Genomic DNA, 18,543 nt, shown 5'->3' with positions numbered 1-18,543 from the left:
GCGGCTCACCTTACAGTGGCGCCCGCGCCCACCGGCCAGTTGCTCAGGCGGTGCGCTGGTCCTTGGTGATCCGCTCGTAGTCCGGCAGCCCGTTCCAGCCGATCGCAACCTCGCCCACCTTGGTGGAGTGACCGCCGGCCACCAGATAGCTCCACAACGGAATCACCGGCATATCGCGCAGCAGAATGCGTTGCGCGGCGTTGGTCAACGCGTACGACTCCGCCAACGTCGGCGCGGACTGCGCCACGGCGAGGGCACCGTCGAAGTCCCGGTTCGAGTAGCCGACGTCGTTGCCGCGGGCGCCCGTGACGAAGACCGGTTCCAGAAACGCCAGCATCGAGGGATAGTCCGCCTGCCACCCGGCCCGAAACGCGGAGTCCACGGCGCGGTCGGCGACCTCGGTGCGCAATCGGGCGAACGTCGGCACGGCCACCGCCTGGGCCTCGAGCCCCAGCGCGTCGCTGATGCTCTCGGCCACCGCCGCCACCCAGTTTCGGTGCCCGCCGTCGGCGTTGTAGGCGATCGGGTACCCACCCCGCCACTTCGAGATGGCATCGGCGCGCGCCCACAGTTGCCGGGCCAGCGGCGGGTTGTACTCCAGTGCCCGGCTGCCTGGCAGTTCCGCATCGAACCCGGGCATCGACCCAGCAGTGAAATCCCTTGCCGGAGAACACGTTGAGGCGAATCTCAGCTCGCAGATCCGGTCTCGGTCGATCGCCGCCGAGAGCGCCAGTCGACGCAGCCGGCCTTCTTCGCCGCCGAAGTGCGGCAACCACAGCGGCGTGCTCAGCGTCTGATTCTGCGGCACCAGCCCGGCCAGCGCCCGGTCGCCGAGGTCCTCTTTGAACGTGGCCGGCAGCTTCCCGGTCGGGATGGTGTCGAGCACGTCGAGTTCGTCGGCCAACAGGTCCCGGTAGGCCCGCTCCGGGTCGTCGTAGAACACGAAGCGCAGGCCCCGGTTTGCGGGGATGCGGTTACCGCGGTAGTCCGGGTTGGGCACCACGTCGATGCCCACGCCGCGCCGCCACGGCGGACCGCCGCCGGGGCCGGCGGCCAGCACGTAGGGGCCGTTGCCGATCGGATGCGCGCCGAACGCCGCCATGTCCTCGAACGCCACCGGCGGCAGCGGATAGAACGGCGTGAATCCGAGTCGCTGGATGAAATCGATGCTGGGTGCCTTGAGGCGCACGGTGAACTCGGTGTCGCTGTGGATCTCCAGTCCCGACATCGCCGCGGCGGTGGGCTCGGCCGCGGCCAGCGCGTCATAACCCTCGATGGGGGCGAAGAAACCCCGCAGCGCCTGGGCGTTGGTACTCAAGGCGCCGTAGTTCCAGGCGTCGACGAACGACCGGGCGGTCACCGGTGAGCCGTCGGTGAACGTCCACCCCGGCTCGAGTGTGATCCGGTACGTCCGATTGTCGATGGTGTCGATGGACTCGGCCACCTCCGGCGTCGGCATGCCGTCGGCGTCATAGGACATCAACCCGGCGAACAACCGGTCCAGGATCCGGGCACCGTCGGTCCCGTCGCTATCGGTGGTGATCAGGAGGTTCTGCGGCTCGCCGGCGTTGACGGCGACCAGGCCGCCGCCGCTGGGGGAACCGCCCGGGCCGCCGCAGGCCGGCACCAACGTGCCGAGCACCAGGAGGGCCGTCAATCGGGTCACCGCAACGCGGATCCGATCCAAACCAGCCTCCTTGACAGCCGTCTGCCGAATCGTGTGTGGGTTGACAATTGCGGTGCCACCGTTGGTGACTAGGCTCACTTCCATGACTGAGACGCATGTTGAAGTTCCGTCATGCTATCCGCCGTCGGCGGAGTTCGCCGCGCAGGCCAACGCGACCGCAGCGCTGTATGACGAGGCCGAGGCCGACCGCCTCGCGTTCTGGGCCAAACAAGCCGAACGGTTGTCCTGGGAGACCCCGTTCACCGAGGTGCTGGACTGGTCCGAGGCCCCGTTCGCGAAATGGTTCGTGGGCGGCAAGCTCAACGTCGCCTACAACTGCGTGGACCGCCACGTCGAGGCGGGCAACGGCGACCGGGTGGCGATCCACTGGGAGGGCGAACCCGTCGGGGATGCCCGCGACATCACCTACGCCGAACTCAAGGACGAGGTCTGCCGGGCCGCCAACACGCTGACCGAGCTGGGTCTGAGCGCCGGCGACCGGGTCGCGATCTACATGCCGATGGTGCCCGAGGCGATCGTGGCGATGCTGGCCTGCGCGCGCCTGGGTGTCATGCACAGCGTGGTGTTCGCCGGGTTCTCCGCCTCGGCCCTGCGGGCCCGGATCGACGACGCCAAGGCCAAGGTCGTCATCACCACCGACGGGCAGTACCGCCGCGGCACCGCGGTGTCGTTGAAGACCGGCGTGGACGAGGCGATCGAAGGCCTCGGTGCCGACAGTCCCGTCGAGCACGTGCTCGTGGTGCAGCGCACCGGGATCGAGGTGCCCTGGACCGCGGGCCGCGACCTGTGGTGGCACGAGGTCGTGTCGAAGGCCTCGACCGAGCACACCCCCGAGGCGTTCGACTCGGAACATCCGCTGTTCCTGCTCTACACCTCCGGCACCACGGGCAAGCCCAAGGGCATCATCCACAGCACCGGTGGGTTTCTGACCCAGGCGTCCTATACCCACCACTACGTGTTCGACATCAAACCCGAGACCGACGTGTACTGGTGCACCGCCGACATCGGCTGGGTCACCGGACACACCTACATCGTCTACGGGCCACTGTCCAACGGCGTCACGCAGGTGGTCTACGAGGGCACCCCGGCCTCGCCGGACGAGCACCGGCACTTCCAGATCATCGAAAAGTACGGTGTCACAATCTATTACACCGCCCCCACGTTGATCCGCACGTTCATGAAGTGGGGCCGCGAGCTGGCCTTCCAGCACGATCTGTCCAGCCTGCGCCTGCTCGGCTCGGTGGGCGAGCCCATCAACCCGGAGGCGTGGCGGTGGTACCGGCTGGTGTTCGGCGCCGACCGCACCCCCGTCGTCGACACCTGGTGGCAGACCGAGACCGGGGCCATCATGATCTCCCCGCTGCCCGGGGTCTCCGAGGCCAAGCCGGGCTCGGCCATGCGCGCGCTGCCCGGGATCTCGGCCAAGGTCGTCGACGACGACGGCAACGAACTCGAGCCCGCCTCCGAGCACGGCGAGCAGACCACCGGCTACCTGGTGATCGACAAGCCGTGGCCGGCGATGCTGCGCGGCATCTGGGGCGACCCGGAGCGCTACCGGGACACCTACTGGTCCCGATTCGCCGACAAGGGCTGGTACTTCGCCGGTGACGGCGCCCGCTACGGCAGCGACGGCGAAACCTGGGTGCTGGGCCGCATCGACGACGTGATGAACATCTCCGGTCACCGGATCTCGACCGCGGAGGTGGAATCGGCGCTGGTCGGACACTCCGGGGTGGCCGAGGCTGCCGTCGTCGGCGCCACCGACGATCAGACCGGGCAGGCGATCTGCGCGTTCGTGATCCTCAAGGCCCACGCGGCCAAGATCTCGCAGGAGCAGATGGTCGAAGCCCTGCGCGCCGAGGTGTCCCGGGAGATCTCGCCGATCGCCAAGCCGCGCGAGATCCATGTGGTGCCGGAGCTGCCGAAGACCCGCAGCGGCAAGATCATGCGCCGGTTGCTGCGCGACGTGGCCGAGGGCCGCGAACTCGGCGACACCTCGACCCTGGTGGACCCCGGGGTGTTCGAGGCGATCCGCGCCACCAAGTAGCCCGCCGCCGCGCGAGCGGCCACGTGGGTACCCGACACGCCGGGCGGCGGCGTACCGGGGTGAGCGCTCGCGTTGGTTGGTCAGGCCCCGAACGGGACGAAACCACTGCCCGGGCGGTTCTTGGCGACGATATCGGCCAGCTGGGTGTTGAACGACATGGTCACCGCCGGGGTGTGCAGCGGAATGAACTTGATGACGCAGGTCGGCAGCCCTTCGGTGAAGGCGCCGTGCAGCATGCCGACCAGCTTGTTGTCGACCGTCACCGGCGCGCCCGAATCACCGGGCTGACCGCAAACCTGGTTGACGATGGTGCCCGGATCCTTGCCCGGCCCCCAGGTGACCCCGCAGGAATAGCCGGTGGTGCGGCCCAGCTTGCAGGCGACGTCGCCGAACGCCGGGTCCGGCGCCAGGCCGTTGATCACGAATCCCTTGACGGTGTTGGTCGGCGTGACCTTGGCCGGGTCGAAGCGGATGACGGCATAGTCCAGTTCGTCGTTACCCGCGACCATGGTGCCCACCGGGCCGGCCGCTTCGGCGCCCTCGGCGGCCACCGTCGCCCCGGGTCCGCCGCAGTGCGCCGAGGTGAAGCCGACCAGATCGCCGCGGTTGTCGGTGCCGATCGCCGTCAGCGTGCAAAACGACTCGCCATTGACGACGATGCCCGCGCCACCGCCCAGGGTGACCGGCGCAGCGACGGCGGGACCGGCGAGGAGCATCGACAACCCGAGCGCCGCGCAGACTCCTGCCACCATCCCCCGCCAGCGGTGCCCGGTCATCAATAGGTCTCCTAGCTGCTCGAGCCCCGACTCGTCGGGCAAGTCTATCCACACCTCATCAGCAACACCGGCATCATCGGGTCGTGCTGGCCATGGCAGACATGGCAACATGGCTGCCGTGAGCAAAGGTGATCAGAAGAACGGCGTCCCAGCCACCGTGACCTCGATCCCGCTGGTCGACCCGCACGCCGTGCCCGCCAACGCCTCCATCGGCGACCTCGTCAAGGACGCCACCTCGCAGGTGTCGACGCTGGTGCGGGCCGAAGTCGAGCTGGCGCGAGCGGAGATCACCCGGGACGTCAAGAAGGGCGTGACCGGCAGCATCTTCTTCATCGCCGCACTGGTGGTGTTGTTCTATTCGACGTTCTTTTTCTTCTTCTTCCTGGCCGAGTTGCTCGACACCTGGCTGTGGAGCTGGGTGGCCTACCTGATCGTCTTCGGGATCATGGTGGTGGTCACCGCGGTGCTCGCGTTGATCGGCTATCTCAAGGTCCGCCGCATCCGCGGACCGCAGAAGACCATCGAATCCGTCAAGGAAACCCGCTCGGCGCTCACCGGCGGCGATCACCACGGCGCCCCCGGCACCGCGGACAAGGCAGCGGTGCCCGACCCGTCGGGGTGGTGATGGCCTGATGGCGGCCGGGCCCGACCCGTCCGTAACGCGCATCGCCGGGCCCTGGCGGCACCTCGATGTGCACGCCAACGGCATTCGCTTCCAGGTGGTGGAGGCGCATTCGAAACCCAACGACGCACCGGCCACCGACCGCCCGCTGGTGATCCTGCTGCACGGCTTCGGATCGTTCTGGTGGTCCTGGCGCCACCAACTGCGCGGCCTGAGCGGGGCCCGCGTGGTGGCCATGGACCTGCGCGGCTACGGCGGCAGCGACAAACCGCCCCGCGGCTACGACGGGTGGACCCTGGCCGGCGACACCGCGGGCCTGATCCGGGCGCTCGGGCACCGCTCGGCGACGCTGATCGGTCACGCCGACGGCGGGCTGGTGTGCTGGGCGACCTCGGTGCTGCATCCGCGGCTGGTGCGGGCCATCGGCCTGGTGAGCTCACCGCATCCGATCGCGTTGCGCCGTTCGGCGCTGACGCACCGCGAGCAGGCGCGCGCGCTGCTGCCGTCGCTGCTGTCGTATCAGGTTCCGATGCGACCCGAACGTGCCCTCACCCGCCACGACGCCGCGGCCCTGGAGGCCGTGATCCGCAGCCGGGCCTCCGACAAGTGGTTGGCCTCCGAGGACTTCTCGGAGAGCATCGGTCATCTGCGACAGGCCTTCCGGATTCCGGGCGCGGCACACTGTGCCCTGGAATACCAGCGGTGGGCGGTGCGCAGCCAGTTCCGTTCGGAGGGCCGTCGCTTCATGCGCGCGATGGACCGTCCGCTGGGCATTCCGGTGCTGCACCTGCATGGCGACGCCGACCCCTACGTGCTGGCCGACCCGGTGGCCCGCACCCAGCCCTATGTGCCGCACGGTCGGTTCGTATCGCTGCCCGGGGCAGGCCATTTCGGTCACGAAGAGGCACCGACGGCGGTCAATGAACACCTGATGCGCTTCTTCGAGCAGGCCAACGGCTAACCTCTAGCCCATGTGCACCCGCGTCGTATACCTGGGCAGTGGCGATCGCATCATCACGGGTCGTTCGATGGACTGGAAGGCCGAAATCGGCACCAACCTGTGGTCGTTGCCGCGCGGAGTCGAGCGCACCGGCCTGGCCGGCGCCGGCTCGGCGACATGGACCTCGAAGTACGGCAGCGTCGTCGCGACCGGTTATGACATCTGCACCACCGACGGTCTCAACGAGGCCGGGCTGGCGATGAACCTGCTGTGGTTGGCCGAGTCCGAGTACGCCCAGAGCGTCGACGACCGGCCCGGCATCTCGCTGGCGCTGTGGGGCCAGTACGTGCTGGACAACTTCGCGACCGTCGCCGAGGCGGTAACGGCGTTGTCCGCCAACCCGATCCGGGTGGTGACCGCCGAGGTGCCCGGCGAGGGCCGGCTGGCCACGCTGCACCTGTCGATGTCGGATCCCACCGGCGACAGCGCCATCATCGAGTACATCGACGGTGCGCAGGTCATCCACCACGGGCGCGACTATCAGGTGATGACCAACTCGCCGACCTTCGACAAGCAGTTGGCCATCAACGAGTACTGGCACCAGATCGGCGGCGTCGTGATGTTGCCCGGCACCAATCGCGCCGCCGACCGTTTTGTGCGGGCGTCGTTCTACGTCAACGCCATTCCCAAGACCGATGATCGTCAGGTCTCGGTGGCCGCGGTGCTCAGCGTCATTCGCAACGCCTCGGTCCCCTACGGCATCACCACCGCCGACGAGCCGAACATCTCCTCGACGCGCTGGCGCACCGCGGTTGACCACAAGGACCGCCGCTACTTCTTCGAATCGGCGTTGGCGCCCAACACCTTCTGGGTCAACCTGGACAAACTCGACTTCAGCGCGGGCGCCCCGACGCTGAAGCTCGAACTCGGCGAAGGCGAGAAAACGGTCTACGCCGGAGATGCCAGCGGCCAGTTCCGGGCGGCCGATCCGTTCCCGTTCCTCGCCGTCGGATGACGCAGCGGTTCGCGGAGCTTGCGTAGCGAACCGCGGAGGAGTCCGACCATCGGGTCCCGTCGGATGACGCAGCGGTTCGCGGAGCTTGCGTAGCGAACCGCGGAGGAGCATAGCCCGGCGAGCTAGGTAACGCAGGAACCCGTCGGCGCCCGTTCGGTGTTGCCGACCTTGGCGAACTGCGCGGAGACCTCGTTGGCGGTGAGCACGAAGCCGGTATCGGTGTCGTCGACCGCCGCGCCGAAGATCACCCCGAGCACCTGACCGCTGCGGTTGATCAGCGGACCACCCGAATTACCCTGCCGCACGGTCCCTCTGATCGTGTACACCTCGCGCATGACGGTGGTGGTCCGGTAGATGTCGGGGCCGTTGAGTTCGATGATCTCGCGGATGCGCGCCGGGGTCGCGGCGAACTCGCCGCCGCCGGGGTAGCCGACCACCAACACGTCGGTCCCGCTGATGGCGGGCTCTTCGGCGAACGGCAGCGCCTGGGCCGGTAGATCGGGCACCTGCAGGACCGAGATGTCGGCGTTCGGGTCGTAGGAGACCACGGTGGCCTCGTAGGTCTGCCCGTCGGATTCGACCGTGACGCTGTCCGATCCGGCGACCACGTGCGCGTTGGACATCACCCGGTTGGGGGCGACGACAAATCCCGTGCCCTCCAGCACCTTCTGGCAACCCGGTGCCACCCCGCGGATCTTCACCACGCTCGGCCGCACCGCCTCCACCACGGTGGAGTTCGCCAACGTCGCATCCGGGGGGTCCACCGCGACGATCGGCGTCCGGCCGAACGGCTGCAGCACATCGGGCAGGCCGGAGGTGTCCAGCAGCGCGGACAGGCGTTTGGGCACCGCCCGCAGCCACTCCGGGGCGTACCCGTCGACCTCGCTGACCACCTTCGAACCCTTCACGGCGGCAGCGAGATTCGGCTGATCGGAGGAGGTCAGCGGCGTGGCCAGCATCCACGCGGCGATCAGCACCACCAGTACCTGCGTGCACACCCCGATGATGGAATCGACGAAACGCAGTCCGGGACTTCGGATCGCGCTGCGCACCGCGCGGCCGAGCACGACGCCGGCGATCTCGCCGATCACCACCAGGGCCAGGATCAAGAACAGCGCCACGAACAGCTTGGTGCGCGCCCCATCGATGCGGTCCACCAGGTGCGGCGAGAGCAGCACGCCCGCGACCGCGCCGAGCACCACCCCGACGAACGACATCAGCGAACCCAGCGCGCCGGAACGCCATCCGGACACGGCCGCCACGAACGCGATCGCCACGATTGCGATGTCCAGCCACTGCGACGAACTCATAATCCCCCACCCGTCGTCGGCACCATGGCCATCGCCTCATCCAGTTCCACGACATTGTCGCTGTTCCACCGCTGAGCCCAGCCGGCAACATCGAGCATTGCCGAGATCACCTGCCCGGTGAAGCCCCACACCAGCATCTGATTGAGCAGAAACGCCGGGCCGGCGTAGCGGCGACCGCGCTCGGCCCGGTAGACCGTCAGCCGATTCTCCGGGTTGACGAACGCCCGCACCGGCACGTGCGTCACCAGGGCGGTCTCGGCCTCGTCGACCACAGTGACCGGACCCGGATCCGGCGAGTAGGCCAGCACGGGGACGACATGAAAGTTCGACGGCGGGATGAACATCCGCTCGAGCGTCACCAGCGGTTGCAGCCGGGAGGTCTCGATGCCGGTCTCCTCCCACGCTTCCCGCAGCGCGGTGCCCACGGGGCCGGCGTCGCCGGGATCGCTGGCGCCACCGGGGAACGCGGCCTGACCGGCGTGATGCCGCAGGGTGGAGGCGCGCACCGTCACCAACAACCGCGCCTCGTCGGGCAGGCCGTCGGCGGCGGCGTGCTGCGGCCCGGAAAACAACACGAGCACCGCGGCATCCCGTCGGGTCCCGGTCGCCGCGGCGTGCGTATTGGCGTCGCTGATCGTGGCCAGGATCTCGGGGGGAACGTGGCGGCGGTAGATCCCGCGGAGTTCATCGACATTGTCGAGCAGGGGCCGTAACCACGGGGGGCCCGCCTCCGGCGTGAGCGGTACCGCTGCGCTCACTACGGCTCCCCTCTCATCGCAGGTCACCCACCGCCACCTCGATCTCGTCGGCGTCGGCGAATGCCCGCGGCAGGATTTTGGCCACGCTACCGTCCGCACGCAGCACAACCGTCGCTGGCATCACGTTCGGCACCCGCAGCGCCGAGGCCACCCGGCGCCGGCCGTCCTGCAGGGTCGGCAGCCGCACGCCCAGGTCGGCGAGCCGCAACAGAGCGGCCTCCTCGTTGGCGTCCTGATGCACGGTCAGCACCGTCACGTCCGGGCCGACCCGACGCTGATACTCCTGCATTGCCGGCAGTTCGTCAGTACACGGTCCGCACCAATAGGCCCACAGGTTGAGCACGGCCGGCCGGCCGGCGACCGCGCGCGCCACGTCGACCGGGACGCCGTCCGACGCGCATTCGAGGACCACCGAGCGCAGCGCCTCGGGACCGGGCGCGTCGCCGCCGGTCGGGCACGGCCGCAGATCGGCCAGCCGGCGCGGACCGGCGAGCGCCTCGGCGGTGTCGGCGGCGCGACGGTCCCGCGCGGTGTCGTCGAGCGCGCCGCCGGACTGCTGCGCCGCGGGTTCGTCGGGGCCGGCACCGCGCAGTTCGACGACGAAGCCGCCGAGGACCACGGCGATGGCCGCCGCGATCACCAGCGTCCATTTCGCTGATCTGGTCATCCGCGCGGCTATAGTCCCGCCAACGCCAGCAGATGTTCGGTTTCCGGGCCCCGCACCAGCGGAGCCGCCAGCAGCGGTTCGGTGGGGCCGAGACCGAACGACGGGCAGTCGTCGGCGAGCACGCACACCCCGCAGGCGGGCCGTCGGGCATGGCAGACCCGGCGGCCGTGGAAGATCACCCGGTGGCTCAGCAGCGTCCACTCCTTGCGTTCGATCAGGTCGCCGACGACCTTCTCGACCTTGACCGGGTCCTCCTCGTCGGTCCAGCGCCAGCGCCGGACCAGACGGCCGAAGTGCGTGTCGACCGTGATGCCCGGGATGTCGAAGGCGTTGCCGAGCACCACGTTGGCGGTCTTGCGGCCGATGCCGGGCAACGTCACCAGTTCCTCCAGCGTGGCCGGGACCTTGCCGTCGAAGCGTTCGACCAGCGCCTGACCCAGGCCGATCAGCGCCGTGGTCTTGTTGCGGTAGAACCCGGTGGGCCGGATCAGTTCCTCGAGTTCCGTGCGGTCGGCGTGGGCGTAGTCGGCCGCGGTGCGGTACTTGACGAACAGCGCCGGGGTGGTGAGATTGACCCGCTTGTCGGTGCTCTGCGCCGACAGGATGGTCGCCACGGTGAGTTCCAGCGGGTTGGTGAAGTCCAATTCGCAGTAGACGTTGGGGAACGCCGTCGCCAACGTCCGGTTCATCCGGCGGGCACGACGAACCAGCCCCAACTGAGTTTCCTCATCCCAATTACGGTTTCGTTTCCGCTTGCCCGCCACCCCCACAGGGTAGCCGCGTAGCGGATGGCAATTCGTGATCCCGCTGAGACCTTGTCCGTGTTTACTTCGTCGTGTGGCCTGGTTGTTGGCAGTTTCCATTCCCGCGTTGCTCATGATGGCAACGTTCGGGCTGGAGCGACTCGAAACGGCGATCGACGAGCCGACGGCCGACGACGACGCCCTGGCGGCATTGATCGATCGGGTCGCCTCCGACAGCGCGCGGGCCCGCACCGACCGGACGCGCGTCCGGGTTTCGGCGCCATCGCCGATCCTGCCGATCAATCTCGACGACGAGCCTGATTTGCCGACCCGAATCTGCCAAACGCTCAATCCGAATCCGCAATTTCAGCCGACTCGCCACGTCAATCGTGTGTAGCGTTGGCCTGTCGCGGATGGGTCTACCTCTAGACTAATCACGCTAACCGTATAGAGGCTGGTCAGCGCGCATCAGACCATTAAAGAATTAAGAGGGGCAACGTGGACGAGATCCTGGCCAGGGCCGGAATCTTCCAGGGAGTCGAACCCAGTGCCGTATCTGCACTCACCAAGCAGCTACAGCCGGTCGACTTCCCGCGTGGGCACACGGTGTTCGCTGAGGGCGAACCCGGTGACCGCCTGTACATCATTATTTCGGGCAAAGTGAAGATCGGTCGGCGGTCCCCGGACGGCCGGGAGAACCTGCTGACGATCATGGGCCCGTCCGACATGTTCGGCGAGCTGTCGATCTTCGACCCGGGTCCGCGGACCTCGAGCGCGACCACCATCACCGAGGTGCGTGCGGTCTCGATGGACCGTGACGCGCTCAAGGCGTGGATCAAGGACCGCCCCGAGATCGCCGACCAGTTGTTGCGGGTGTTGGCACGGCGGCTCCGCCGGACCAACAACAACCTCGCCGACCTGATCTTCACCGACGTTCCGGGCCGGGTCGCCAAGCAGTTGCTGCAGCTGGCCCAGCGCTTCGGCACCCAGGAAGGCGGGGCGCTGCGCGTCACGCACGACCTGACTCAGGAGGAGATCGCGCAGCTCGTCGGCGCCTCCCGCGAGACGGTGAACAAGGCGCTGGCCGACTTCGCCCACCGTGGATGGATCCGCCTCGAGGGCAAGAGCGTGCTGATCAGCGACAGCGAACGGCTGGCCCGCCGGGCCCGCTAGCCAGCGATTTCGGTGCGTTCGGAGGCGCCCAGCGCCGCCAGGCGCACCGAAATCACTGCCGGAGATAGTCGAGTTGGGCCTGCACCGACGACTCGGCGGCCTCCCACAGCTTCTCGTCGACGTCGGTGTAGACGTGCTCGACGATCTGCCGCGCGGTGGCATCGTCCCCGAGCTCGCGCAGCGCTGCCCGGACCTGATCCAACCGCTGCTCGCGGTGCGCCAGGTACATCTCGCTGATGTCGTGCAGGTCGCCGAGGTCCGGGCCGTGTCCCGGCAGCACACGTCGCGAACCGAGACCCCGGAGCCGGCGCAGCGAGTCGAGGTAGTCCCGCAGGCTGCCGTCCTCCTTGTCGATGACGGCGGTCCCGCGGCCCAGCACCGTGTCGGCGGTCAGGACCGCGTCGTCGACCAGGAAGCACACCGAGTCCGCGGTGTGGCCCGGAGTGGCCATGACGGTGATCGCCAGCCCCGCGGCGTCGATGACCTCGCCGTCGACCAGCGGTCCGCCCAGGCCGCGCTGGAAGCCACTACCCACCGATCGGACCACCGCACCGGTGCGGTCGACGAGTTGGTCGATGCCGTCGGTGTGGTCGCCATGGCGGTGACTGATCAGGATCAACGAGATCTTGCCGAGGTCGGCCACCCGCTCCAGGTGCGCGTCGTCGTCGGGACCGGGGTCGACGACCACGAGTTCGTCGGACCCGCGCCCGCGCAGCACCCAGGTGTTGGTGCCGTCGAGGGTCATGATGCCGGGGTTGTCGCACAGCAACACCGACGCGGTGGCGGTGACGGGCCGCAGCAGCCCGTAGGCGGGGTGGCTGATCACCTTCCCCGCCTCGGATGCCCGGCCCGCGTCGCTCAGCTCAGTTCACCTCGACGATGAGTTCGACCTCGACCGGGGCGTCCCGCGGCAGTTCGGCGACGCCTACGGCCGAGCGCGCATGGGTGCCGGCCGCGCCGAACACCTCGCCGAGCAATTCCGAGGCGCCGTTGACGACCTCGGGTTGACCGTTGAATCCCGGGGCCGAGGCCACGAATCCGACGACCTTGACGATCCTGGCGACGTTGTCGAGGCCAACCAGCGCGTCGACCGCGGCCAGCGCGTTCAGCGCGCACAGCCGGGCCAGCTCCCGGCCGTCCTCGGGGCTGACGGCATCGCCGACCTTGCCGCGGCCCTTGAGCTCGCCGTCGGCGATCGGCAGCTGTCCGGAGGTGTAGACCAGGTCACCGGTCCGCACGGCCGGCACGTAGGCCGCCAGCGGAGTGACGACGGCGGGCAGGGTCAGCCCCAGCTCGGCCAGGCGCGCGGTAGCGCTCACTTGGGTCGTTTCAGGTACGCCACGTGCTGTTCGCCCGTGGGCCCCTGCAAGACCGAAACCAACTCCCATCCATCTGCGCCCCATTGATCGAGGATCTGCTTGGTGGCGTGGGTGAGCAGCGGCACGGTGGCGTACTCCCAGGTGGTGGGTTGACTCATACGTGAAGAGCTTAGTCGGTCGGCTCAAGGCGTTCGTTAGCATCAGTTCATGGCGACCACACCGAGCGGCGGACGAACCGTCGGCTGGCCCTCCCGTTTGGCCAAGGCCCGACTTCATTTCGTCACCGGCAAGGGGGGTACCGGCAAGTCCACGGTGGCCGCCGCCCTGGCGCTGACGCTGGCCGCCGGTGGCCGCAAAGTTCTGTTGGTGGAAGTCGAAGAGCGGCAAGGGATTGCGCAGCTTTTCGACGTACCGCCGCTGCCCTATGAGGAACTCAAGATCGCCACGGCCGAGCGGGGTGGGCAGGTCAACGCGCTGGCCATCGACATCGAGGCCGCGTTCATGGAGTACCTCGACATGTTCTACAACCTGGGTCTGGCCGGCCGGGCGATGAAACGCATCGGGGCGGTCGAGTTCGCCACCACGATCGCACCGGGCCTGCGCGACGTGCTGCTCACCGGGAAGATCAAGGAGGCGGTGATCCGCGTCGACCGCAACAAGCAGCCGGTCTATGACGCGATCGTCGTCGATTCACCCCCCACCGGCCGGATCGCCCGGTTCCTGGACGTCACGCGCGCGGTGTCGGATCTGGCCAAGGGCGGACCGGTGCACTCCCAGGCCGAGGGCGTGGTCAACATCCTGCGGTCCGATCAAACCGCGATCCACCTGGTGACGCTGCTGGAGTCGCTGCCCATCCAGGAGACGGTCGAGGCCATCGAGGAACTCGAGGAGATCGGCCTGCCGATCGGCGCCGTGATCGTCAACCGCAACATCCCGAATTTCCTGCCGGCCGACGATCTGGCCAAGGCCGCCGAGGGCGACATCGACGCCGACGCGATCCGGGCGGATCTGGACAGGATCGGAATCACCATGCCCGACAGCGATTTCGCGGGTCTGCTCACCGAGACCATCCAACACGCCACCCGGGTGACGTCCCGGGCCGAAACGGCCGAGCGGCTCGACGAGATTCATGTGCCCCGGCTGGAACTGCCATCCATCAACGACGGCATCGACCTCGGCAGTCTCTACGAACTCGCCGATGCGCTTGCCCACCAGGGAGTCCGCTGATGAGCACCAAACCCCCGGCGCTCGATATGGCGTCGATTCTGCAAGACACCTCCAACCGCGTCGTGGTGTGTTGCGGCGCCGGCGGGGTCGGCAAGACCACGACGGCCGCGGCCATGGCGCTGCGGGCCGCGGAGTACGGCCGCACCGTGGTGGTGCTGACCATCGACCCGGCCCGTCGGCTGGCCCAGGCGTTGGGAATCAAGGACCTCGGCAACACCCCGCAGCGGGTGCCGCTGGATCCAGAGGTCACCGGTGAGCTGCACGCGATGATGCTCGACATGCGCCGCACCTTCGACGAGATGGTCATCGAGAACTCGGATCCTGCACGCGCGCAAGCGATTTTGGACAACCAGTTCTATCAGACGGTGGCGACGTCGTTGGCCGGCACGCAGGAGTACATGGCGATGGAGAAGCTGGGACAGCTGCTGTCTCAGGATCGCTGGGACCTGATCGTGGTGGACACCCCGCCGTCGCGCAACGCGCTGGATTTCCTGGATGCACCCAAGCGGCTCGGCAGCTTCATGGACGGCCGACTGTGGCGGCTGTTGCTGGCCCCGGGGCGCGGCATCGGCAAGTTGGTCACCGGCGCCGTCGGCTTGGCGATGCGGGCGTTGTCGACCGTCCTGGGCTCGCAGATGCTCTCCGACGCCTCGGCATTCGTGCAGTCGCTGGATTCGACGTTCGGCGGGTTCCGGGAAAAGGCGGACCGCACCTATGCGCTGTTGAAGCGGCGCGGGACGCAGTTCGTCGTGGTGTCCGCGCCGGCGCCGGACGCGCTGCGCGAAGCGGCCTTCTTCGTCGACCGGCTCTCTCAGGAGAAGATGCCGCTGGCCGGCCTCATCCTGAACCGCACCCATCCTCCGCTGTGCCCACTGACGGTGGAACGCGCCGTCGACGGCGCGGTGGAATTGGAGGCCGAAGACCCCGAGAGCCTGACCGCGGCGGTGCTGCGAGTGCACGCCGATCGCGGGTTGACCGCCAAGCGCGAGGTCCGGTTGTTGTCGCGGTTCACCGGGGCCAATCCGGATGTGCCGATCGTCGGGGTGCCGTCGCTGCCGTTCGACGTGGCGGACCTCGAGGCGCTGCGCGCGATCGCCGATCAGATCACGGCCTGAAAAATGGGTTGAGGGTGCGGATGCCCAGGCATCCACACCCTCAGCGACGAACTGACGTTTGCGGCAGTATTAGCTAACGCTGCGGTGCTTGCGCTGCGCGGCGAAGAAATCCGCCCAGGAGACCACCTCGGGGTGCTGCTTGAGCAGGGCACGGCGCTGCCGTTCGGTCATGCCGCCCCAGACCCCGAACTCCACCCGGTTGTCCAGCGCGTCGGCGCCACATTCCGCGATCACCGGGCAGTGCCGACAGATCACCGCGGCCTTGCGCTGGGCCGCTCCGCGGACAAACAACTCATCGGGGTCAGCGCCTCGGCACCTCGCCTTGGAAACCCATGCGATTCGAGCTTCCCCCTCTGCGCCCGGTACGGGTGCAGCCAACGGTGCTGTGATCGTCCTACGCTCCTCGAGCCGAGTACTTGACACCAGCGATTCCCCTTCGCTCGGTCCGCTTCAGCGGCACTGACCTCCGGTGTAGACCCTGTTGCGATCTACGCCACATTGCTCCGAGAGGTGTTACCTACGTCGCACTGTGTGTATAAGTTAGGTGGTCAGGTCCCATTTGCGCAACACTTGGCGGCTCATCATTTTGGGACGGGCGTGCAGTCCGATCATGAAAGGCAGCCGGAACTGGCGCCGTCGGATGTGTCCCGTCAGCCCCGCTCGGTATTCGCCCCGCTCAGCGGCATCGTTACGCTGTACGCATGTCAGACCGCCCCCCGGTTGCAGTAACGGTCATCAAGCTGGCGTGGTGCTGCCTGCTCGCTGCCGTCCTCGCCGCGGCCTTGCTGTTCCCGATCGTCGGCGGCGCCGGCCTGATCTCCAACCGCGCCTCCGACGTCGTCGCCAACGGATCGGCCCAACTGGTGGAGGGCGACATCCCGGCGGTCAGCACGATGGTGGACGCCAAAGGCAACGTGATCGCGTGGCTGTACTCGCAGCGACGCTTCGAGGTGCCGAGCGAGCAGATCGCCGACACCATGAAGTTGGCAATCGTCTCGATCGAGGACAAGCGGTTTGCCGAACACAACGGTGTGGACTGGCAGGGAACATTGACCGGGCTGTCCGGCTACCTGTCCGGGAACCTCGACACCCGCGGCGGATCGACCATCGAACAGCAGTACGTCAAGAACTATCAGTTCCTGGTGGTGGCCCAGACCGACGCCGAGAAGCGGGCCGCGATCGAGACGACGGCAGCGCGCAAGCTCCGCGAGATCCGGATGGCGCTGACGTTGGACAAGACGCTCACCAAGGCGGAGATCCTGACCCGCTACCTCAACCTGGTCTCGTTCGGCAACGGTGCGCACGGCATCCAGGACGCCGCGCAGACCTACTTCGGGGTCGACGCCTCCGAGCTGGACTGGGAGCAGGCCGCCATGCTGGCCGGGCTGGTCCAGTCCACCAGCGCGCTGGACCCCTACGTCAATCCCGAGGGTGCGCTGGCCCGCCGGAACATCGTGCTCGACACGATGATCGAGAACCTGCCCGACCGGGCCGACGTGCTGCGCGCCGCCAAGCAGCAGCCCCTCGGGGTGCTGCCGGTGCCCAACGAACTGCCCCGCGGCTGCATCGCGGCCGGCGACCGCGCGTTCTTCTGCGATTACGTCCAGGAGTACCTGGCGCGCGCGGGCATCAGCAAGGAGCAGGTGGCCAAGGGCGGCTACCTGATCCGCACCACGCTGGACCCCGACGTCCAGGCGGCCGTCAAACAGGGCGTCGACCGCTACGCCCGCCCGGATGTCCCGGGCGTCGCCAGCGTGATGAGCGTCGTGCGGCCCGGCAAGGAGAGCCACCCGGTGTTGGCGATGGCCAGCAACCGGACCTACGGGCTGAACCTCGAGGCCGGTGAAACCATGCACCCGCAGCCGTTCGCGCTGGTGGGCAACGGTGCCGGGTCGGTGTTCAAGATCTTCACCACCGCGGCCGCCCTCGAGATGGGCATGGGCATCAACATGAACCTCGACGTGCCGAACCGCTTCGAGGCCAAGGGGCTGGGCAGCGGCGGCGCCCGCGGCTGCCCCAAGGACACCTGGTGCGTGCAGAACGTCAGCGGCTACCGCTCCCCGATGAACGTCACCGACGCGCTGGCCACGTCTCCCAACACGGCGTTCGCCAAGCTGATCTCCCAGGTCGGTGTGCAGCGCACGGTGGACATGGCGGTCAAGCTGGGGCTGCGGTCCTACGCCGAGCCCGGCACGGCCCGCGACTACCACCCGGAGAGCAACGAAAGCCTGGCCGACTTCGTCAAACGGCAGAACATCGGATCGTTCACGCTGGGGCCGATCGAGGTCAACGCGCTCGAGTTGTCCAACGTCGGGGCCACCCTGGCCTCCGGCGGGGTGTGGTGCCCGCCCAGCCCGATCGACAAGGTCTTCGACCGGCATGGCAAGGAAATCGCGGTGACCACCTCCACCTGCGAGCAGGTGGTGCCGGAGGGACTGGCCAACACGCTGGCCAACGCGATGAGCGAGGACGACAAGGGGGCCGGCACCGCGGCGGGTGCGGCGGGTTCGGTCGGCTGGGACCTGCCGATGTCGGGCAAGACCGGAACCACCGAGGCCAACCGCTCGTCGGGGTTCCTGGGGTTCACCAACCAACTCGCCGCGGCCAGCTACGTCTACGACGACTCCAACGCGCCCAGCGAGTTGTGCTCCTTCCCGCTGCGGCAGTGCGGATCGGGCAACCTGTACGGCGGTAACGAGCCCGCCAGCACCTGGTTCGCGGCCATGAAGCCGATCGCCACCAACTTCGGCGAGGTCGTGTTGCCGCCGACCGATCCGCGGTATGTCGACGGCGGCCCGAACTCGCGGGTCCCCAGCGTTTCCGGCCTGAAGGAGGACAGCGCCCGCCAGCGCCTCACGGCGGCCGGCTTCCAGGTCGCCGAACAGGCCTCGTCGGTCAACAGCAGTTCGTCCTACGGCACCGTCGTCGGCACCTCCCCCAGCGGGCAGACCATTCCCGGCTCGATCGTCACGATCCTGGTGAGCAACGGGGTGGCGCCGGCGCCGCCGCCGCGGCCGGAGGGCCCGCCGGGACTACCGCCGCCGCCGGCCTTCGGGCAGACCGTCGTTGAGATTCCCGGTCTGCCCCCGATCACGGTGCCGGTGCTCGTACCGCCTCCGCCTCCCTAACCCAGGGACGGGCAGT

General features: G+C 68.3%; 19 protein-coding genes. 9 read left to right on the top strand and 10 right to left on the bottom strand.

The features are described 5' to 3' along the window. Window positions 1–43 precede the first annotated feature (43 nt). Window positions 44–1,687: a peptide ABC transporter substrate-binding protein gene (locus tag RCP80_RS01520; protein WP_308480666.1), complete on the bottom strand. Its 1,644-nt coding sequence runs from the start codon at window positions 1,685–1,687 to the stop codon at window positions 44–46. An 82-nt stretch (window positions 1,688–1,769) separates the two neighbouring features. Here RCP80_RS01520 and acs point away from each other — a divergent pair, with 82 nt between their 5' ends. Next, on the top strand, window positions 1,770–3,734 hold the full coding sequence (gene acs / locus RCP80_RS01515; protein WP_308480665.1) for an acetate--CoA ligase: 1,965 nt from the start codon (window positions 1,770–1,772) through the stop codon (window positions 3,732–3,734). A gap of 80 nt (window positions 3,735–3,814) precedes the next feature. On the opposite strand, the gene RCP80_RS01510 is transcribed toward acs, so the two are convergent. Then, entirely contained in the window at window positions 3,815–4,486 is a 672-nt protein-coding gene (locus RCP80_RS01510; RefSeq protein ID WP_373693499.1) for a S1 family peptidase, read from the bottom strand. Window positions 4,487–4,628: 142 nt separating this feature from the next. On the opposite strand from RCP80_RS01510, the gene RCP80_RS01505 reads away from it, so the two are divergent. From RCP80_RS01505 to RCP80_RS01495, 3 genes are read left to right on the top strand one after another with little or no spacing between them, the layout of a single operon-like run. Beyond that, window positions 4,629–5,135 carry a phage holin family protein gene (locus RCP80_RS01505; RefSeq protein WP_308480664.1) on the top strand — a complete coding sequence of 169 codons (507 nt, stop codon included), beginning with the start codon at window positions 4,629–4,631 and terminating at the stop codon, window positions 5,133–5,135. A gap of 7 nt (window positions 5,136–5,142) precedes the next feature. Beyond that, window positions 5,143–6,093 carry an alpha/beta fold hydrolase gene (locus RCP80_RS01500; RefSeq protein ID WP_308480663.1) on the top strand — a complete coding sequence of 317 codons (951 nt, stop codon included), beginning with the start codon at window positions 5,143–5,145 and terminating at the stop codon, window positions 6,091–6,093. Between the two features lie 10 nt (window positions 6,094–6,103). Further along, the gene (locus RCP80_RS01495) at window positions 6,104–7,087 is read left to right on the top strand and encodes a bile salt hydrolase (RefSeq protein WP_308480662.1); all 984 of its coding nucleotides are present in this window, start codon (window positions 6,104–6,106) and stop codon (window positions 7,085–7,087) included. 122 nt (window positions 7,088–7,209) lie between these two features. Here RCP80_RS01495 and marP read toward each other — a convergent pair whose 3' ends face one another. From marP to nth, 4 genes are read right to left on the bottom strand one after another with little or no spacing between them, the layout of a single operon-like run. Beyond that, window positions 7,210–8,397 carry an acid resistance serine protease MarP gene (gene marP / locus RCP80_RS01490; protein ID WP_308480661.1) on the bottom strand — a complete coding sequence of 396 codons (1,188 nt, stop codon included), beginning with the start codon at window positions 8,395–8,397 and terminating at the stop codon, window positions 7,210–7,212. Then, complete coding sequence (locus RCP80_RS01485) at window positions 8,394–9,155, bottom strand: NUDIX hydrolase (RefSeq protein WP_308480660.1); 762 nt, start codon at window positions 9,153–9,155, stop codon at window positions 8,394–8,396. The genes marP and RCP80_RS01485 overlap by 4 nt, the downstream gene beginning before the upstream one ends. Window positions 9,156–9,168: 13 nt before the next feature. Then, entirely contained in the window at window positions 9,169–9,822 is a 654-nt protein-coding gene (locus RCP80_RS01480; protein WP_308480659.1) for a TlpA family protein disulfide reductase, read from the bottom strand. 8 nt (window positions 9,823–9,830) lie between these two features. Further along, entirely contained in the window at window positions 9,831–10,511 is a 681-nt protein-coding gene (nth, locus tag RCP80_RS01475; RefSeq protein ID WP_308482656.1) for an endonuclease III, read from the bottom strand. Between the two features lie 148 nt (window positions 10,512–10,659). Here nth and RCP80_RS01470 point away from each other — a divergent pair, with 148 nt between their 5' ends. Together RCP80_RS01470 and crp are read left to right on the top strand one after the other, a co-directional pair. Beyond that, a complete protein-coding gene (locus RCP80_RS01470; RefSeq protein ID WP_308480658.1) occupies window positions 10,660–10,962 on the top strand; it encodes a hypothetical protein in 303 nt (100 codons plus the stop codon). A 101-nt stretch (window positions 10,963–11,063) separates the two neighbouring features. Beyond that, the gene (gene crp / locus RCP80_RS01465) at window positions 11,064–11,738 is read left to right on the top strand and encodes a cAMP-activated global transcriptional regulator CRP (protein WP_308480657.1); all 675 of its coding nucleotides are present in this window, start codon (window positions 11,064–11,066) and stop codon (window positions 11,736–11,738) included. A gap of 52 nt (window positions 11,739–11,790) precedes the next feature. Here crp and RCP80_RS01460 read toward each other — a convergent pair whose 3' ends face one another. The 3 genes from RCP80_RS01460 to RCP80_RS01450 are packed head-to-tail and all read right to left on the bottom strand — an operon-like array spanning window position 11,791 to window position 13,215. Further along, a complete protein-coding gene (locus tag RCP80_RS01460) occupies window positions 11,791–12,561 on the bottom strand; it encodes an MBL fold metallo-hydrolase (RefSeq protein ID WP_308482655.1) in 771 nt (256 codons plus the stop codon). Window positions 12,562–12,601: 40 nt separating this feature from the next. Next, window positions 12,602–13,057: a RidA family protein gene (locus RCP80_RS01455; RefSeq protein ID WP_308480656.1), complete on the bottom strand. Its 456-nt coding sequence runs from the start codon at window positions 13,055–13,057 to the stop codon at window positions 12,602–12,604. Beyond that, entirely contained in the window at window positions 13,054–13,215 is a 162-nt protein-coding gene (locus RCP80_RS01450; RefSeq protein WP_293004278.1) for a Sp36 family protein, read from the bottom strand. The genes RCP80_RS01455 and RCP80_RS01450 overlap by 4 nt, the downstream gene beginning before the upstream one ends. Before the next feature lie 49 nt (window positions 13,216–13,264). Here RCP80_RS01450 and bagA point away from each other — a divergent pair, with 49 nt between their 5' ends. Together bagA and bagB are read left to right on the top strand one after the other, a co-directional pair. Continuing rightward, on the top strand, window positions 13,265–14,284 hold the full coding sequence (gene bagA / locus RCP80_RS01445) for an ATPase BagA (protein WP_308480655.1): 1,020 nt from the start codon (window positions 13,265–13,267) through the stop codon (window positions 14,282–14,284). Continuing rightward, complete coding sequence (gene bagB, locus RCP80_RS01440) at window positions 14,284–15,399, top strand: ATPase BagB (protein ID WP_308480654.1); 1,116 nt, start codon at window positions 14,284–14,286, stop codon at window positions 15,397–15,399. Before bagA ends, bagB begins: the two co-directional genes overlap by 1 nt. Window positions 15,400–15,468: 69 nt before the next feature. On the opposite strand, the gene RCP80_RS01435 is transcribed toward bagB, so the two are convergent. Next, window positions 15,469–15,822 (bottom strand): WhiB family transcriptional regulator, encoded by a 354-nt coding sequence (locus RCP80_RS01435; RefSeq protein WP_373693429.1) that lies wholly within the window; start codon window positions 15,820–15,822, stop codon window positions 15,469–15,471. 278 nt (window positions 15,823–16,100) lie between these two features. Here RCP80_RS01435 and ponA2 point away from each other — a divergent pair, with 278 nt between their 5' ends. Beyond that, window positions 16,101–18,527: a transglycosylase/D,D-transpeptidase PonA2 gene (gene ponA2, locus RCP80_RS01430; protein WP_308480653.1), complete on the top strand. Its 2,427-nt coding sequence runs from the start codon at window positions 16,101–16,103 to the stop codon at window positions 18,525–18,527. The last annotated feature ends 16 nt before the right edge of the window (window positions 18,528–18,543 follow it).

Origin of the sequence: Mycolicibacterium sp. MU0053 (assembly GCF_963378095.1) — a bacterium.
Lineage (GTDB): Bacteria > Actinomycetota > Actinomycetes > Mycobacteriales > Mycobacteriaceae > Mycobacterium > Mycobacterium burgundiense.
This window is presented reverse-complemented; position numbering and strand designations above follow the sequence as displayed.

Bases quoted from the DNA above. Each gene is read 5' to 3' on its own strand.
- acs (WP_308480665.1), top strand. From the start codon at position 1,770: ATGACTGAGACGCATGTTGAAGTTCCGTCATGCTATCCGCCGTCGGCG.
- RCP80_RS01510 (WP_373693499.1), bottom strand. From the start codon at position 4,486: ATGGTGGCAGGAGTCTGCGCGGCGCTCGGGTTGTCGATGCTCCTCGCC.
- RCP80_RS01500 (WP_308480663.1), top strand. From the start codon at position 5,143: ATGGCGGCCGGGCCCGACCCGTCCGTAACGCGCATCGCCGGGCCCTGG.
- RCP80_RS01495 (WP_308480662.1), top strand. From the start codon at position 6,104: ATGTGCACCCGCGTCGTATACCTGGGCAGTGGCGATCGCATCATCACG.
- marP (WP_308480661.1), bottom strand. From the start codon at position 8,397: ATGAGTTCGTCGCAGTGGCTGGACATCGCAATCGTGGCGATCGCGTTC.
- RCP80_RS01480 (WP_308480659.1), bottom strand. From the start codon at position 9,822: ATGACCAGATCAGCGAAATGGACGCTGGTGATCGCGGCGGCCATCGCC.
- nth (WP_308482656.1), bottom strand. From the start codon at position 10,511: ATGAACCGGACGTTGGCGACGGCGTTCCCCAACGTCTACTGCGAATTG.
- RCP80_RS01450 (WP_293004278.1), bottom strand. From the start codon at position 13,215: ATGAGTCAACCCACCACCTGGGAGTACGCCACCGTGCCGCTGCTCACC.
- bagA (WP_308480655.1), top strand. From the start codon at position 13,265: ATGGCGACCACACCGAGCGGCGGACGAACCGTCGGCTGGCCCTCCCGT.
- bagB (WP_308480654.1), top strand. From the start codon at position 14,284: ATGAGCACCAAACCCCCGGCGCTCGATATGGCGTCGATTCTGCAAGAC.
- ponA2 (WP_308480653.1), top strand. From the start codon at position 16,101: ATGTCAGACCGCCCCCCGGTTGCAGTAACGGTCATCAAGCTGGCGTGG.